Below are 16401 nucleotides of genomic sequence, written 5' to 3'. Positions count from 1 at the left end.
TATGTAGAAATAGAACAACCTTGTAAAATACACCTTAACTCTTAAGAGGTTTCATAAATTTAAGGACTGCAATAAGATAAAAAATATCAATCTTATTGCAGTCCTTATTTTTAAGCTACTTCATATTTAGTAACTTGTCTTTGAGTAACCTGAGCACCGGATTTCTTAACTAGATCGCCAGCCTTAGTTTTAAAAACATTTTTTGAAATTATAGTGTCCATAAGTGCGTTAACTTCATCTTTTGTAAGAGTAGTTTTAACACCAGAAACACTTAAAGTGCTTTTTTCACCAGCAGAAGTTAAAAAAGTCATAGCTAAAGTATATTCCATTTAATTTCCCTCCAATCTTTAAGTAGAGAACCCGAATCTATGATTCGGTGTGAATCAGTTAAGCAGGCATCCAAATCTGTGATTTGATGATGATCGCTTACTCTGTGAGTATCCAGCGAACGAACGTGAGTCGAGTTTCCTACAATATTTTTAAGAATAAGATTCTAAGCATTTGCTAAACTAGAAGATTCATTAATAAAGTAATCTCTAGTGTTAGCTTCTAATACACCTTTAATTGCATCTGCAATAGCATAGACATTTTCAGGTGTAGCATCTGTTTTTATACCTGAGAAAGTCTTCTTGGTATAAATTGGGTCCCCAGCTTTATCTAGAGCCTTTTGAACTTCAATACTAAGAGAAACAGAGTCAATAGTTTTAGTTACAGCCATGTTTCATTACCTCCTTTACTTTGTTTTCATAAAGGATATATGGATAAATTTTAGTTATTACATAAGTAGAAGAAAATTATTTATCAATTTAGCACTATGGATGTTAGAGGAATGTGTAATTCTATTAGTAACAACAATCATTTATGTATTAAGAGTTGTAAAGTCTTACAAAAAAATACATGATTCTTAGTGAAGAATTAGGTAAGATAAAGGTTAATAATGTTTGTGATAAAGAAAATATTTAAGAGATCTATAATGTGGTAGCATAAACGAATGTTATCATATTTATTTTTTCATAATTAGATAATTATTTCATGTATGAAAAAATTAGATTATAATGGGTTATATAGTCTTATAGATAATAATAAGATTGTATTCTTATAATATCTATAATGAGAAGTGTACGATTTGTTTTTGAACAATATATGTATAATAAAATCAGATTACTAGATGAAAGTTATAAAAAAGAAACAAGTGGAACTCATCATTTGAATGGATAGTGGGAAGTACCTGAATGATCCGATGTCAATAGTGACAAAACGTTTAATACTCCAGCGTGCCCAAATAGTATCATGTTTGATGTGCGAAACTCGGTGAATGTGAGGAGAATATTATCTAGGACGATAGCAAGTATGCTGGAAGCTAAAAAACTCGCCCCCACATGATGTACTGTGATTGAGTTACATATGCTTGGTGTAATTCAAGTGAAAACAGAAAAGGTTGAAGAAATTTAGTGTTAGAATAACACCAGTTAAAAGTGATAGTCGGATTAAAGAATGACGATAAAAATGTTATGTAAAGCTAAAATGATGGGAAACTATCACGTACGATATGAACCGAGGGAAAGGCTACTCTGACTGCATCTTTGGTAATAAAAGCGGTGGTTCACCAATTGGTATGCATAAAGTTAATTTGTAAATGCATTAAGCAGTAAATATACTATTTTATGAATCATTCAATATATTTAAAAAATAGCCTAAGTTTTTACAAAAGATTATATTAATACTATATTAAATTGCAAAGCTAAAAATACACAAATATAACTAGAGATTTTAGTAGAAATAATACTTTCACATTGTAAAATAAATTAATTTTTTAATTAGAAGTGAGGAACAAAGATGATTAACATTATTTTTAGTGATATTAAATTAACAATAAAAAAAATTAAAAGCAGCTATCTTCTCGGTCTTTTTATCTTATTATTAAATTTTCTTTACAATATTTCGTCTTTTCTTAATTTACCTAAAATTATAAGTCCATTTTCTTTTTTATTGATTCCTATTGTAATATTTTTAATTATAGTATGCTCTTATGAAAAAATTTTATTACATCAAATTAAAATTTTAACTGGCAGTAATATGGAATATAATGTGGATTGCAACAATAAGCTGTTTGTATGTAGGCGACTGGCTTGTATTATAACAATATTCTTATTACCTAATCATATTATTAGCGATATTATTACTTCAAAAATCAAGCATATAATTTTATATAATGATGGTATTATAAATTTAACCAGTGAAAGATTATTATACTTTAGTATTGAACAATTAATTTCATTAATTACGTATATATTAATTGCTTATTTGACTTATGCTGCGTTTGAATATAATTATAACATTAAAAAAATTATTCGGGGTTTATGTAAGTTCTTTACATCGAGATCGTTTTTACAAATGCTTATTGTAGCGATTATGCTTAGCCTAGTGTTAAGTCCAATAAATTTCATGTTTGACAACTATTATTTTTTTAAAATGAGTGAGCGCTTGTATGACACACAATTAAATCATGATCTAATTGAAAAAATAATAAGTATTATTGAATGGGTAGGTATAATCCTTAAGTTTGTCATAAGTACAAGCTTAATAACGTTATTTTTTATATATACTGGATTACTATTCTATATCAAGAATAAGATGATGGTTGTATTTGATTTAACAAGACCAATAAATATAATTATAAAAAAACATAAAAAAATTATTTTAAGTAGTACTTTATTAGTAATCTATTTATTTATTTGGTTCACGTGGGGTGTGATTTACAGGGATATAGCAAATGTATCTCATGGTGAGGAATTTATTTTTCAAAGTGATTTGTTATTAAAATCTCAAATAAGTACATTCAAAGAAAATACAAAAAGTGAGGTTGATAATCAGTTTATTAGTGATATTATAACTAGCAAAGATTATAAAAATGTAGAAATAGTTTCTATACTTAATGCCTCTAATGATTCTCCGATTTTTAACACTCCATTTTGCAAAACTGTTATTGGTGATAAATGGGCTAACTATTATGAAAACATGTACGTGAAAAAGGGTGTAATTGGTTATTCAGTAAGTAACATAAAAAAAGTAGTGAAAGATAATACGACATCTTATGTTATGAATTTGATACTATATACAGATGTTCCTGAAACTAGTGAATTCGATTATGGCAACGAAACTTTTAAAGTTTCTGGTACAGCTCATGTAATATCAATAAATGGTGAAAGTCCTCACATTGGATATCTAGATAAAAAGAAAACATTAAAGTCAGTTGAAGAAGAGGTTATTAATATAAGGATTAATACTACTGATAGTAGCTTAATTGAAGCGTTTGGAAATATTGAGCAATCAAATAATTATATATTAAACATTGATTTAAAAGACATATTGAAATATTCAGAAATTTATTTAAATAAAGATATTATAGAATTACAAAATATATTAAAAGGGGAACATCAATATTCTTTAGCGGATTTCTTATACTTTAGTGCGATTTCAATTACTACTACAGGATATGGAGATATTCTACCAAATTCTAGCAGGGTAAGGGTTTACGTTATGTTTGAAATATTATTTGGAGTAACTGTAGTTGGAATATTTGTTTCTTCATTGTTCATAAAGGAAGAAACAAACTAAATAATACGTTTTATGATTTTATTCACATTGAGCATAAAAGTGGATAAACAATACCTACAAAAGATAATTAAACCAAACTTATTTGAGGTTTAGAGAAGATCTGAGTGCAAAATGTTATATTTATAGAACTTTATTTATTGAACTTCTAATTATCCATATAATTTAAGAATTAGCGGCTAGGTAAAATGATTTAAATACTAATAAATTCTGGAGAATAAGTGATGAAACATATCATAGATAAAGGACTGATAAATAATAAGGAGGCTAAAATGGATTGGATTGAAGAATATATAGAGTTATTATATACAACAGATGGTGATGAATTGGATTTGAATTCCATTGATAAAGCTAAAGAATTAAAATATAAACATATGCCAGAAAGATTTTATAAATATAGGGAAATAAACGAATTTTCTTTAAAAAATTTTGAAGATGATACCGTTTGGGTAACTACTGCCAATAATTATAATGATCCATATGATTGCGCGTTAAATATGACTTTTAGTATAGAGGCTATAAATAGAATAAAAGAAAATACAATAGAGTTATGCAAGAAAAATAGTGGATTAATATTAAGTAGTGATGATGAAAAAGTATTGAAAGAATGTAGAGAGTTAACTGAATTTCATTATTTTTTAGCAAAAAAATATATAGAACAGACACAAAACGATTATAATCCAAAGGAAATGGCAGACGCTATCAAACATGCAGTTGATAAAGAGTTTGATTTAATTAATGAGAGATATAGAGATAATTTTCAAAAATCTATTTTAAATTGTTCGTTTAGTGAAATAAATGATTCAATATTAATGTGGAGTCATTATGGAGGCTATCATAGTGGTTTTTGTGTAGAATATAATTTTAAACAATTGGGAGAAAAAAATGAATTAACAAGGATGTTACAACCTGTAATTTATCAAGATAAATTATTTGATATAACTCCTTACATAAAAAATTCAGTTAATTTAAATTGTTTAATATCTTCATATGTGGCTATGACAAAATCTACTGAATGGAAATATGAGAAAGAGTGGAGATATTCAATCTCATGGGGATCAAGTGCAGTACCATTTGCAAAGGGGGTAACTACTCCAACAAAAGTTTTCTTAGGTGCTAGGATTAGTGAAGAAAATGAATTATTAATAAAAGATATTGCAAAGAAAAAATCAATACCAGTATATAAAATGCAAATGAAATCTAATGAATTTAAACTAATTTCTACGAGGATACAGTAAAGTTATATAAAGTAATACTCAAAAATGAAAATAGATTATTTACTAATGATAAGATTAACAGTATCAAAAAATAAGGATTCTAATTATCCATATACAAATTAGGCTAATAATTTGTATGTAAATTACTATGGCTATATAATTAATGATTTTACGTTATTTTTAATTTCATGATTGCTTATTAATGAAGATTAGTTATAAAAATAGTAAAGAGTATGCAATATTTTTGAAAACTGAATAACATGATATAAAAAAGTTATATGTAATATTTTTACATATTGTGTTATAATTTCTATGTAAAATAATCAAATATTGTGGGAATAATTAGGGCGAATGTAAAAGAAAAAAAGTGGTGTAAGCTAGGGGGATAAACATGTCGGTAATTATAGGTGAAAAAATTTCTTTAAAAAAACTTTTTAGTGATGAATTCTTCTTTATGATTCCAGAATATCAGAGGCCATATTCATGGGAAGAGGAGAATTGTGAACAATTATTTGATGATATTTATGAGTCAAATAGGAATAATGAGTATTTTCTGGGAACAATAATATTACAAGAACTTGAGGGCATAGGAACAGGAAAGAAGTATGCGATAATTGATGGTCAACAAAGAATTACAACTTTACAAATTTTATTAGCCTGTTTACGTGATGCTGTCATAGATACACAATTTAAAAACTCAAATCAAGACAAGATATTCCAAAAAGAAAATTTGGCAGATGGGATTCCTGAAAAAGTAAGGATAGAAGTTAAGGAAAGCTTATTTTTTAGAAAATATATACAGCAAGATAATGGAACGGTAGAAATTAAAGAGGCTGCTCCAAAAAACTCAGCTCAAGAAAACATGGTAAATGCAGTGAATATTTTCAAGTACAAGCTTGCGAATTTGACACAACTGCAAATTCAATCATTGATACAACATATATCTCAAAGATGCATTGTTATCTACATTGCAACAAAAAACTTTGAAGATGCATTTAAGTTATTTACTATAGTAAACGATAGAGGATTACAATTAAGGAGAGTTGATATATTAAAAGCGACAAATTTATCACCTAGTGTTATGAATGAAAGTGATCTCAAAAAATATGCAGCATTATGGGAGCAGATAGAAGAAGATTTAGGATCTGAACTATTTGAAAAGCTTATTTCTTATATCAGAACAATTGAAGTAAAGGAAAAAGCAAAAGATGATATACTAAAGGAATACGAAAATCTTATTTTTTCAAAAAACAAGATTTTGAAGGGAAAAGACTTTATAGAGTATTTAAATAATTATAAAGCAATATATGAAAAGTTATTATTAGATAAAGATGTACTGAAGGGAGATTCAAGAGAGATAGAATATATTAATTTATTAAATATCATGACAGATTTCTTACCGTCAACAGACTGGATACCACCTATTTTATATTATTACAAACGGTTTAAAGAAGAGAAGATTCTTGAATTTATAAAAGCATTAGAAAGAAAATTTGTAGCAGATTGGGTTTTAGGAGTTACTTCGACTAAAAGAGTTGTCAATATGAACTCAATTCTAAGAAAAATAGAAATGTCAAATAAATCAGATGAGGTTATTAAAAGCGAAGTAATGGGATTCGATATCAGGATTTTAAGAGATAAGATTAATGGGGACATATATAGTGAATCCTATTGCAAGTATTTACTGTTAAAATTAGAGTATTTGGAATCTGAACACAACATAGAAAGAAGATATAATACAATAAGTGTAGAACATGTTTTGCCCCAGAGCGTTAATGATAAAAGCCCTTGGAGAAATTGTTTTAGTGAAGAAGAGCATTCTAATTGGAAACATAAAATCGCAAATTTGATATTATTAAGCAAGAGAAAAAATTCTTCAGCAAGTAATTATGAGTTTAAAAATAAGAAAGAGAGATATTTTAAAGGAAGAATCAGTGATTTTTCAAGAAGTCAAAAAATATTAACATACACAGAGTGGACATGCAAAGTATTAGAAAAGCGACAAGAAGACATTATAAAACTATTAGTGCAATAATATATATTATTGCATTGTTTAGTGAATTGTACTATGCTTTTTAATTGGAAATTGTGAAAAGTTTTGTATCAATCAATCTAAAGAAATTACCTATATTATATAAATGTATCAAGTACTATATTTACTTAACTTCCCATCATTCATATACCAAGACATTAATCAATATAATTGACACTTAATATCATAAGGTATATAATTGTACAAAAATAAAAGCTATGAAGAGAAGAGTAGTTATGAGGGAATACTCAGAGAGTTTCCATTTGGTGTGAGGAAATTATGAAATCATAATGAAACAAGTCTCGGAGCTGCATACGGATCTTATAAAGTAAAACTTTTTAGGTGAAATTTTATTTTCGCTGAATTTAGTTTGAATTATCTTAGAGAGTGCAACCTATAACTCACATTTGAAGAAGAAGTGATGTTACATGATGCCTAGCTATAAGATAAAAATTTATTATAAGTGATGCTATGACGTAAGTTCACGTTACAGAACCAGAGTATGATTTGCCCTATAATTCTATAATTTTAGGGAGATGGTGTACTTGAAGAGCCTAAAATGGTGACATTTTAGGGAAAAGGGTGGCATCGCGAAATAGAAGTTTCGCCCCTGTAGAAGTATTTTCTACAGGGGCTTTTTTGACATTAAAATTGAGCAGATGAAAAATTATAGGTTTAAAACATCATAGATATTTTATTTTTTGATTATCCAAAGTATGAAAGTTAGAAATTTAAGGAGTGAGAAGTTTATGATAAGTAAAAGAATAGAAAAAAACGAAAGACCAACATTTCCAAAGAAGGCTATAGTAACAGCTGGAATGCCTTATGGAAATAAGAATCTTCATTTTGGCCATGTTGGAGGAATGTTCATCCATGCAGATATATTTGCAAGATTTTTAAGAGATAGAATAGGGAAAGAAAATGTTATTTTTGTATCTGGTACAGATTGTTATGGTTCACCTATCCTTGAAAGCTACAGAAAGCTAAAGGAAAATGGATACGAAAATACTATGGAGGATTATGTTAAGGCAAATCATTTGAGTCAAAAGAAAACCTTAGAAGATTACAATATCAGCCTAAATATTTTTGGAGCTTCAGCCCTTGGAAGGACAGGAGAATTTCATAATGAAGTTTCAGAAGAAATATTTAATACTTTATTTAAAAATGGTTATATAAAGAAGATGTCAGCACTGCAATTTTATGATGAAGATAAGAAAATCTTTCTTAATGGAAGACAAGTAATAGGAAAATGTCCAATAGCAGGATGTAACTCTGATAAAGCCTATGCAGAGGAATGTTCATTAGGGCATCAATATATGGCATCAGAATTAATTAATCCTATTAGCACTTTATCAGGAAATAAACCAATATTAAAAAGTGTAGATAATTGGTATTTTACCTTAGATGAATCTATGGATATAATGAAGGAACTTAATGAGTTTTTAAAGAAGAATACCAATAGACGAAAGTATGAAATTAACACTATAGATGAATTTTTAAAGAAGCCATTAATATATGTCCCAAGAAAATATATAAAAGATGTAAATGATCTAGAAGCTAAATTTCCAAGCCATGAAACTGTAGATGAAGAGAAAAAATCTTCATTAGCGTTTATTTTCCAAACATTAGAGGATAGGGATAAGGCAAAAGAAATATTGGATAATTTAAATATTAACTATACTAGTGGTAAGACTTTGGTTCCTTTTAGATTATCAGGAAATATAGAGTGGGGAGTAAAAGTACCAGATAAAGAAGATTTAAAAAATTTAACCTTCTGGGTGTGGCCAGAATCTTTATGGGCTCCAATTTCTTTTACAAAAGCACATTTGGAGTCAAGAGGTAAGAATCCTGAAGAATGGCGTAATTGGTGGGATAATGATGATTCAATGGTATATCAATTTATAGGGGAAGATAATATATATTTTTATTCAATTGCTGAAATGGCTATGTTCATTGGGTTAAAGGTAGCTAAAGGTGAAAATGTAGATGTTACTAAGCTAAATTTACCACACATTGTTTCTAATAAGCACATTTTATTTATGGATAAAAAAGCAAGCAGCAGTTCAGATATTAAGCCACCAATGGCAGATGAATTATTAAAATTTTATACGAAGGATCAATTACGCATGCACTTTATGAGTCTTGGGTTATCTTCAAAAAGTGTTGGTTTTAAGCCACAAGTTTACATGAAGGAAGAAGAAAAGGTAGGAGCAGACCCAGTATTAAAAGAAGGAAACCTTTTAACAAATGTATTTAATAGACTTATTCGCTCATGTTTTTATACCATGCAAAGTCTTAATGAAGATATTCCTAAAGAAGAGGTAAGTGAAAAAATTAAAGAATTAACAGAAAAAGCAGTATTAGAATATGAAAGACATATGTATAATCAAGATTTTCATAGAATAGCATATGTTCTGGACGATTATATAAGGGAAGTAAATAAACATTGGGCTAGTAATATTAAAAATGAGGAATTAAAAAGAAACGTAATAGCAGATTGTTTTTACGCTTGTAAAGTTATAGCAGTACTAATACACCCTATAGCACCAGAAGGATGTGAAATGTTTAAAGATTATCTAAATATAGATGATGAACTATGGAATTGGGATAAAATATTTGAACCTATTACTTCTTATTTTGAAGATGCTGATAACCATAAGTTTAAATTTCTTGAACCAAAAGTGGATTTCTTTAAGAAAATGGAATATCAATATTGATCGAAGATGAATGCATTTAAATTATTGTTGTTAATGAATCATATGAAGATTATATTTTAAAGCAAAGAGATAATAGTTTTGATGTAGTATATTTTTATTCCTTAGAATATCCATTCTTATAAAGTTCCAAGAGCCCATGAAAAATGGTATTCAGAAAAAAGAAACTAATAGAAATGCATTGCTATAACTTGGCATAGGTTCGATATTTGTTCGTTGGATTAATACAAAAAGTATAATTATAAAATTAAGTATATTAAATATTTAAAAATTGGAGGGGCATATGATTGAAAAAATATGTGAAATTATTGATGGAGAGTATCACTGCGATATTGATATAACTACTGATGAATGGAAGCAATTGTTAACAAATTCTAGAGTTTTTGATGATAAAAGTAAAGAAGCTATAAGAAAATGGTACATAGAACCTGGACACTCTGCCACTTGTGGTTATATTGGTAAAAAATATAATGAGCATAGTATGAGTGCTAATGGAATTATAAATGGTTTGGCTGGAAGAGTGCAGAAAGAAATTGGGCGGTTCGTTGTTAAGGGAAAAGGTGATATAGCTAAAGGTACAAGATTTATTGTGGTGATGAAAAGCAAACAAATTGATACAAAACCAAAGACTTGGGAATGGACATTAAGAGAAGAGCTTGTTCAAGCTATTGAAGAATTAAACATATTTTCAGATAATAGTTATTCGGATGATGACCTTATTTTAGATATCGGCAAAAGTGACCTTTCTTCGGATACCACACATTTTGAATATAGTGGTAAATCTAAAAATAAGAAAGATCCTGTTTATGTTCAAAATAAATATGTGTATCCTAGAAGCCGAAGAGTGTCAATAAATGCGCTGCGACACGCAAAGTATAAATGTGAATTTGATAATACTCATTTAACGTTCATTAGAAGAAATTCGGACATAAATTATACTGAACCCCATCATCTAGTACCAATTACTTACCACAATAATTTTGAAATATCTCTTGATGTCGAAGAAAACATTGTTTCTTTATGCTGTAATTGTCACAAACAAATACATTTAGGAGAAGGTTTTGAAGTAATGCTTGAAAAACTATATAATGAACGAAAGGATTTGTTAAAAATGGTCGGTATAGATATTTCTTTAGATGAGTTGATTAAACTATATAAAAATGATAAATCCTAAAATTAAATAATGGAATTTAAAGAGTATCATATTAAGTTGGAATATGTTGTGTTCATAATAGCAAGTTGATGCAACTAGATAATAATACTTAAATACAAAGCAAAGTTTAGGATAATTAATGGTGAACCGTATCATAAATAAAGGATAATAAGTAAAAGTAAGTAAAGTGAATTCGGAGAGTTACCTTCAAGGAGCAACAAAAAAGGCTGTTGCATATGTTGATTTCAAAAATAACAATAAACAAAGCTAGAGATATAGAGTCAATAGAGCTTAATATTAATGATAAATTAACAATGTATCTAAGTAATGAAGGAGAACCAAGTCCAAATGATTATGGAGGAGGTTCTCCTTTTTCTGTTGTTTCAAAAAGAATGTTGATGATAAATCCTGTGAATATAAAAATATGTATATAATTAATGAACAAAAATATGAAGATACTGATTAAAAACATGTTAGAATTAATTCGCAATGGTAAAGTTAAACTACGAACTAACCATTAATTATATTTTGTGCTATCTACTGTTTTTACAAAAATAGAGATATTGCACAATAGACTAGTAAAAGTGCCATGATTGTATTGGTTATCTTTGCATATTTTGAAAATAGCTGCTTGAATATTGACCCAAATATCGACCAGCACAGCGTAAATGAAAAACCAATAAAAGCTAGCAGTAGGGCAAAACCAAATAAATAAAGTTTTTGATTGGAATAATACGGCAATATATATGCCTCCATTGAAATTATACAGTAGATATAGATTTTGGGATTAATAAATTGCAAAGTCAAACCTGATATAAATCCACTTCCTTGATGATTATCCTCAATTTCAGGAGAACTTTTGTATGTTTTCCAAGATAAATAGAGCATATATCCGGCACCAATAATAAGCATTGGCATTTTAATCGTTGGTAACACAGAAGAAAGCATACTGCTAAATAGCGTGCAAATTAGCATTACAATGGAAAAGCCTGCCCATATTCCTAGATTAAAAGGTAGTGATTTTTTGAGCCCCAGACGACCTGCGGTAGACATGGACATAATATTATTTGGTCCAGGTGTTATTGCTGTAATTATTGCATAGGTGAGAAAATTGATCCAACTAAACATTTAATTTGCCTCCTTTAAACTGTGATGATATAATGTATTTAAAGTACAATATATAAGATTTCTGATTTATTGTACTATTAGTTCGATATAGTGTCAATAGGTGAAAGGAGAAGATTTTTTGGATATTAATACCACGGTTTCTCAAAATATAAAGCATATTCGGGAACAAAAGAAATTGACGCTGGATGCAGCTGCCAAGACGACTGGAGTATCTCGTAGTATGTTAGCACAAATTGAAAAAGGGGATGTGAATCCCACATTATCTGTATTATGGAAAATTGCTAATGGGTATAAGGTTTCGTTTACTTCTCTAATTGAAGAATCCGAAAAACAAGCAACTATTCTGCCATTCAAGGATATCACTCCAATTGTTGAGGATAGCGGGAAGTATATAAATTATCCGTTGTTCACCTTTGACGAACAACGTTTATTTGAAACTTATCGTATTGTGATTGCTCCAGATGGAGGTTTGCAAGCAGAAGCTCATCTTGCCGGAACGGAAGAATATATAACAGTATTCAGTGGTAATATCGAAGTCACAGTTGGCGATACAGTGTATTCTTTAAACGAAGGTGATTCCATTAGATTTAAGGCTGATATAACTCATTCATACAGAAATATAGGAAGTGAAGAGGTTATCCTTTCTATGCTTATCTACTACTCCAAACGAGCATAGGGTGTAGCAGTTAAAAGTAGAATGATAAGAAGTATCTAAGAGGTGCTTCTTATCCTCAATAAAAGAGCCTGTTATATAAGTGAGAAAGAGAATGAGTTATCACTTACTACTGATACGGTGAACCATACCATAAATAACGGGATTTTCTTTGAAATGATAGAAAATGTATATATTATTCTATTGAAAACTCTTACCTTAGAAATATGGTAAGAATATTTTTATTTTCAAGGAGGTACAAGAAACTATTCAAGATATATTACAGAAACTAGACAATGAATATGGGGAATACAGAAATAAATATGAAGATGGGTGGGTGTATGTCATAGTCGTAGAGGAAGAGAAAGAACTTGAAGAAAAAAAGTATAAGTATTACATTGATTCGCTGATGTTATTGCTGAATATGCTGATAAGATGGTATGTAGTAATGGTGGAACTTATACAAATCCCTTGATAATTTGTAATAATGATTTTGCTATCTCGCTAATAATTCAAGTAGAACTAACACCACAAAATTTAAAAGATTATGTGATTGGACAACAAGCCTTAATTACCATTGAAACAGTGATTAAGGCTTTTTCTATTGTGAAAAATATGGAAGATTACTATGCTAAGAAAAAATGCTTTAAGACACTAAAATATCGGAACTATCAGCAATACATTAGAAGGCAGTATTGTTTAAAATTAATGATTAGTTTGCATTTCTTTTATTATAATTCAAAGTGGTACCCCGTCTAGACATCAGATAAATAAATGAATTAGAAGTTTAAAATCGGGAACTGATAATGCACAATATATTAGGAGAGATGCCATAACAATATTAAATAACTTTCTATGACGGCTAAGAATTTTTTGAAATAATGCACCAAAAAGAGTCCAGCAGGACATCGATATAAATCCTACTAATGAGAGGAATATAGCAAATAAGCATAATATTATGCTCGATTTATAGTAGGGGATTATAAAAATTGAAGTCACCGTTATACCATAAAGTATTGTTTTAGGATTCATGAATTGCATAAGCATTCCAGATTTAAATGTGTTGATGCTGTAATCATTAATTGCATTTGGGTTAGAATTACTTTTGAGTATCTTGATAGCTAAATATATTATATATGCCGAACTAAATACTTCCATAGACAACTTTATGTTGGGAAGAAGTTCAAATAAAAATAAGTTAAGATAACCACACAATAACATAATCAAAGCCATACCCGTTGTAGCACCTAGAACAAATTTCAATGTTTTTTTATATCCAAAGTTAGTACCATTTGTCATAGACATAATATTATTTGGACCAGGCGTAAAAGTTGAAACAAGAACATAAGATAAAAGTGCAGATAAATTGAACATAGCTTACCTCCTTAATGATTAAATTTGAAAAGATAGTAACAATATGATATCATGCTACTAATAATTAGTGAAATCAATAGTTTAAATTGTAACAATCAAAATAAATGATTGATTTTTGGGGGATATAGAAATGGAATTTCGTCAATTAAATGCATTTATTACCGTAGCTAAGCTGAGTAATTTTACAAAAGCAGCATTTGAGCTAGGATATTCACAATCTGCTATCACTGCTCAGATACAACAGTTGGAAAAAGAATTAGGTGTTAATTTGTTTGAAAGATTAGGGAAAAGTATATCTTTGACTTCAGAAGGGGAAAAGTTTCATGTTTATGCTAAGCAAATAATTAAACTTTGTGATGAAGCAAAAAGTAATTTAAGTACATCAGATGTAGTAAAGGGAACTTTGACAATAGGGGCTAATGAATCGCTTTGTGCTGTAAGGCTGCCTCCTATATTAAAGGAATTTCATGAGCATTATCCGGAGGTTGAAATTATTCTAAAAATGGAAAGTAATAATAAATGTAAAACATTGATAAGAGAAAATCAGATTGATGTTGCTTTTATTATTGGTCAGAAAATCAATGATTCTGAGTTAATTACAGAATTGGAATTTCCTGAACCTTTAGTTTTATTAGCGACCCCAGGACATCCACTTACTTCCAAGAAACATGTTCATCCTGAAGATATTGCTGAATATAACATAATTGTTTCAGAAAAAGGCTGTGGTTACCGAAATCTTTTTGAACAAAGTCTCAATGATGCTGGGGTAACTCCGAAATCAATAATGGAAATGGGAAGTATCCAATCAATCAAACAATTGACAATGAGCGGGCTTGGAATAACCCTGCTTCCCAAGATTGCTGCTCAGGAGGAGTTGAAACGAAAGCAATTAATAGAACTTCAGTGGTGGGAAGATTCCTTTTATTTGACTACGCAAATGGTATATCATAGAGATAAGTGGGGTTCAAGGGCATTAAGAGCTTTTATAAATTTGAGTAAAGAAATGATGAATAGTTAATATAATATTTTGAATTCAAATAACAAAGGTATTTGTTTTGTGTTCTTAGTGCTTTCTTATTTAATTAAACATTAACATTTTTATATGACGTAACAGTTAAAAATGGAATGATAAGAATCATCTAAATAAGAATTCTTTATTTTTCAACGAAAGAACTTTTTATATAGATGAGAAAGGAAAAAGAGTTATCATTTGCTACTGATACGGTGAACCATGTCATAAGGGATGTAGACTTTTTTAAAGTATTGTATTATGAACCGTATTGAAGTAGAAGTATTGTTCAATGGTTTGAGAGAATTTTGATTTATGTTAGTCTAACTTTTACGCAGAAATAGGAATATTTGCGTTAAGGGATTAGAATTAATATTTAATCAATTTATGAAATAATCTGCTATCAACTAAACGAATTGATAGCAGATTATTTGTTTCTACTAAGCTTTCAAAAATATATGCTTAATTTTGTATCTAACAAATTAAACACTTCAAATGCCTGTTCTATCTTCTACTTTTTATTTATTAGTAGGGAAATCAGTAGAAAAGGCAAGTTCTTTTTGTGATTCAAGTTCTTCAAGACGATTTGAAAGTGATTGATGTATCGTATTATAAGCTCCGCTGCCAAGAGCAATTCTTATTGGTGCTGGCTTTTGGTCGGCACTGTCAATCATGATTTTCACCATTCTAGCAGGATCACCAATAGGAACTATCGAGGTATCTTCAAAACCGCGTCTGGCATTATGTGCTTGAGAAATCGAGTAAGCCTCTAACTTTTGACCCAATACTACACTATGATGTGTAAAATTCGTACGTGCTCCACTTGGCTCCACTATTGTAAGACTGATGTTAAAAGGAGCTATTTCCTGTCTTACGGCTTCGCAGAATCCTTCAATTCCCCATTTAGTTGCATGGTAGAGTGATCCTCCGGAGAATGCAGTTTGGCCTGCTGATGATGAGAGCTGAATGATATGCCCTTCTCCTTGAGCACGTAGATGTGGTAATGAAGCTCTAATCAAATGGATAGATCCAAGGAGATTTGTATTAATCTGATGAGTAATTTGGTCAATAGTTAATTCTTCTGCTGCACCAATAAGGCCATAACCAGCGTTGCTTACAATAACATCAATTTTTCCAAGTTCCTTGAAAGCTTTGTTGACAACTTCATAAATTGCTGTGGCATCTGTAACATCAAGATAAGCCACTCGAAGAAGATTGCCGTATTTCTCCTTAAGATCATCTACTGAATTCATATTGCGGACAGTACCAGCAACTTTATCGCCCCTCTTAAGGAGTTGTTCAGTCATATGTCGTCCGAATCCACTGTTAATACCAGTTATAAACCAGGTTCTTTGTTCCATTTCTTTATACCTCTCTTTTATTAAAATTTAATAGTTTAGACATCAAGTTTGACTAACCATATTATCACATTAAAAATAAAAACATAATATAACGATAATGTTTAAAACTTGCCTAATTCTGCAAAGTATTAATTCAATGAATTGAT

12 protein-coding genes and 1 pseudogene are annotated in these 16401 nt (G+C 29.3%); 8 read left to right on the top strand and 5 right to left on the bottom strand.

Annotated features, from left to right (window positions below; genetic code table 11):
- Positions 1-110: 110 nt before the first annotated feature.
- Together F3K33_RS16225 and F3K33_RS16220 are read right to left on the bottom strand one after the other, a co-directional pair.
- Entirely contained in the window at positions 111-329 is a 219-nt protein-coding gene (locus tag F3K33_RS16225) for a DUF2922 domain-containing protein (RefSeq protein ID WP_012059376.1), read from the bottom strand.
- Positions 330-493: 164 nt separating this feature from the next.
- A complete protein-coding gene (locus F3K33_RS16220; RefSeq protein WP_039773565.1) occupies positions 494-718 on the bottom strand; it encodes a DUF1659 domain-containing protein in 225 nt (74 codons plus the stop codon).
- A 1766-nt stretch (positions 719-2484) separates the two neighbouring features.
- Here F3K33_RS16220 and F3K33_RS26435 point away from each other — a divergent pair.
- From F3K33_RS26435 to F3K33_RS16185, 6 genes and pseudogenes are all read left to right on the top strand, one after another.
- Positions 2485-3618 carry a potassium channel family protein gene (locus F3K33_RS26435; protein ID WP_167514419.1) on the top strand — a complete coding sequence of 378 codons (1134 nt, stop codon included), beginning with the start codon at positions 2485-2487 and terminating at the stop codon, positions 3616-3618.
- A 269-nt stretch (positions 3619-3887) separates the two neighbouring features.
- Positions 3888-4853 (top strand): DUF2971 domain-containing protein, encoded by a 966-nt coding sequence (locus F3K33_RS16210; RefSeq protein ID WP_167514418.1) that lies wholly within the window; start codon positions 3888-3890, stop codon positions 4851-4853.
- Between the two features lie 370 nt (positions 4854-5223).
- Positions 5224-6867: a DUF262 domain-containing protein gene (locus tag F3K33_RS16205; RefSeq protein ID WP_039773567.1), complete on the top strand. Its 1644-nt coding sequence runs from the start codon at positions 5224-5226 to the stop codon at positions 6865-6867.
- A 746-nt stretch (positions 6868-7613) separates the two neighbouring features.
- Positions 7614-9581: a class I tRNA ligase family protein gene (locus F3K33_RS16195; protein WP_039773569.1), complete on the top strand. Its 1968-nt coding sequence runs from the start codon at positions 7614-7616 to the stop codon at positions 9579-9581.
- A 280-nt stretch (positions 9582-9861) separates the two neighbouring features.
- Positions 9862-10752 (top strand): HNH endonuclease, encoded by an 891-nt coding sequence (locus F3K33_RS16190; protein ID WP_039773570.1) that lies wholly within the window; start codon positions 9862-9864, stop codon positions 10750-10752.
- A gap of 188 nt (positions 10753-10940) precedes the next feature.
- A pseudogene (locus tag F3K33_RS16185) lies at positions 10941-11165 on the top strand (recombinase family protein); the annotation flags it as partial.
- Positions 11166-11277: 112 nt separating this feature from the next.
- Here the strand turns inward: F3K33_RS16185 and F3K33_RS16180 are convergent.
- Positions 11278-11859: a LysE family transporter gene (locus F3K33_RS16180; RefSeq protein WP_039773572.1), complete on the bottom strand. Its 582-nt coding sequence runs from the start codon at positions 11857-11859 to the stop codon at positions 11278-11280.
- Positions 11860-11977: 118 nt separating this feature from the next.
- Here F3K33_RS16180 and F3K33_RS16175 point away from each other — a divergent pair, with 118 nt between their 5' ends.
- Positions 11978-12535: a helix-turn-helix domain-containing protein gene (locus tag F3K33_RS16175; protein ID WP_039773574.1), complete on the top strand. Its 558-nt coding sequence runs from the start codon at positions 11978-11980 to the stop codon at positions 12533-12535.
- Between the two features lie 738 nt (positions 12536-13273).
- On the opposite strand, the gene F3K33_RS16165 is transcribed toward F3K33_RS16175, so the two are convergent.
- Positions 13274-13885, bottom strand: coding sequence for a LysE family transporter (locus F3K33_RS16165; protein WP_039773575.1), 612 nt, complete (start codon positions 13883-13885; stop codon positions 13274-13276).
- A gap of 130 nt (positions 13886-14015) precedes the next feature.
- On the opposite strand from F3K33_RS16165, the gene F3K33_RS16160 reads away from it, so the two are divergent.
- On the top strand, positions 14016-14903 hold the full coding sequence (locus F3K33_RS16160; RefSeq protein ID WP_039773576.1) for a LysR family transcriptional regulator: 888 nt from the start codon (positions 14016-14018) through the stop codon (positions 14901-14903).
- 509 nt (positions 14904-15412) lie between these two features.
- On the opposite strand, the gene F3K33_RS16155 is transcribed toward F3K33_RS16160, so the two are convergent.
- Positions 15413-16255: an SDR family oxidoreductase gene (locus tag F3K33_RS16155; protein WP_039773577.1), complete on the bottom strand. Its 843-nt coding sequence runs from the start codon at positions 16253-16255 to the stop codon at positions 15413-15415.
- Between the last annotated feature and the right edge of the window lie 146 nt (positions 16256-16401).

This window comes from Clostridium beijerinckii (assembly GCF_008705175.1).
In the GTDB taxonomy this organism is placed as follows: Bacteria; Bacillota; Clostridia; order Clostridiales; family Clostridiaceae; genus Clostridium; species Clostridium beijerinckii.
The sequence above is the reverse complement of the archived record's forward strand: the minus strand, read 5'-3'. Positions and strand labels throughout refer to the sequence as shown.

What these genes read in the sequence shown, in the direction of transcription:
- F3K33_RS16225 (WP_012059376.1), bottom strand. Translation starts at nt 329, where the DNA reads ATGGAATATACTTTAGCTATGACTTTTTTAACTTCTGCTGGTGAAAAA.
- F3K33_RS16220 (WP_039773565.1), bottom strand. Translation starts at nt 718, where the DNA reads ATGGCTGTAACTAAAACTATTGACTCTGTTTCTCTTAGTATTGAAGTT.
- F3K33_RS16210 (WP_167514418.1), top strand. Translation starts at nt 3,888, where the DNA reads ATGGATTGGATTGAAGAATATATAGAGTTATTATATACAACAGATGGT.
- F3K33_RS16205 (WP_039773567.1), top strand. Translation starts at nt 5,224, where the DNA reads ATGTCGGTAATTATAGGTGAAAAAATTTCTTTAAAAAAACTTTTTAGT.
- F3K33_RS16195 (WP_039773569.1), top strand. Translation starts at nt 7,614, where the DNA reads ATGATAAGTAAAAGAATAGAAAAAAACGAAAGACCAACATTTCCAAAG.
- F3K33_RS16190 (WP_039773570.1), top strand. Translation starts at nt 9,862, where the DNA reads ATGATTGAAAAAATATGTGAAATTATTGATGGAGAGTATCACTGCGAT.
- F3K33_RS16180 (WP_039773572.1), bottom strand. Translation starts at nt 11,859, where the DNA reads ATGTTTAGTTGGATCAATTTTCTCACCTATGCAATAATTACAGCAATA.
- F3K33_RS16165 (WP_039773575.1), bottom strand. Translation starts at nt 13,885, where the DNA reads ATGTTCAATTTATCTGCACTTTTATCTTATGTTCTTGTTTCAACTTTT.
- F3K33_RS16160 (WP_039773576.1), top strand. Translation starts at nt 14,016, where the DNA reads ATGGAATTTCGTCAATTAAATGCATTTATTACCGTAGCTAAGCTGAGT.
- F3K33_RS16155 (WP_039773577.1), bottom strand. Translation starts at nt 16,255, where the DNA reads ATGGAACAAAGAACCTGGTTTATAACTGGTATTAACAGTGGATTCGGA.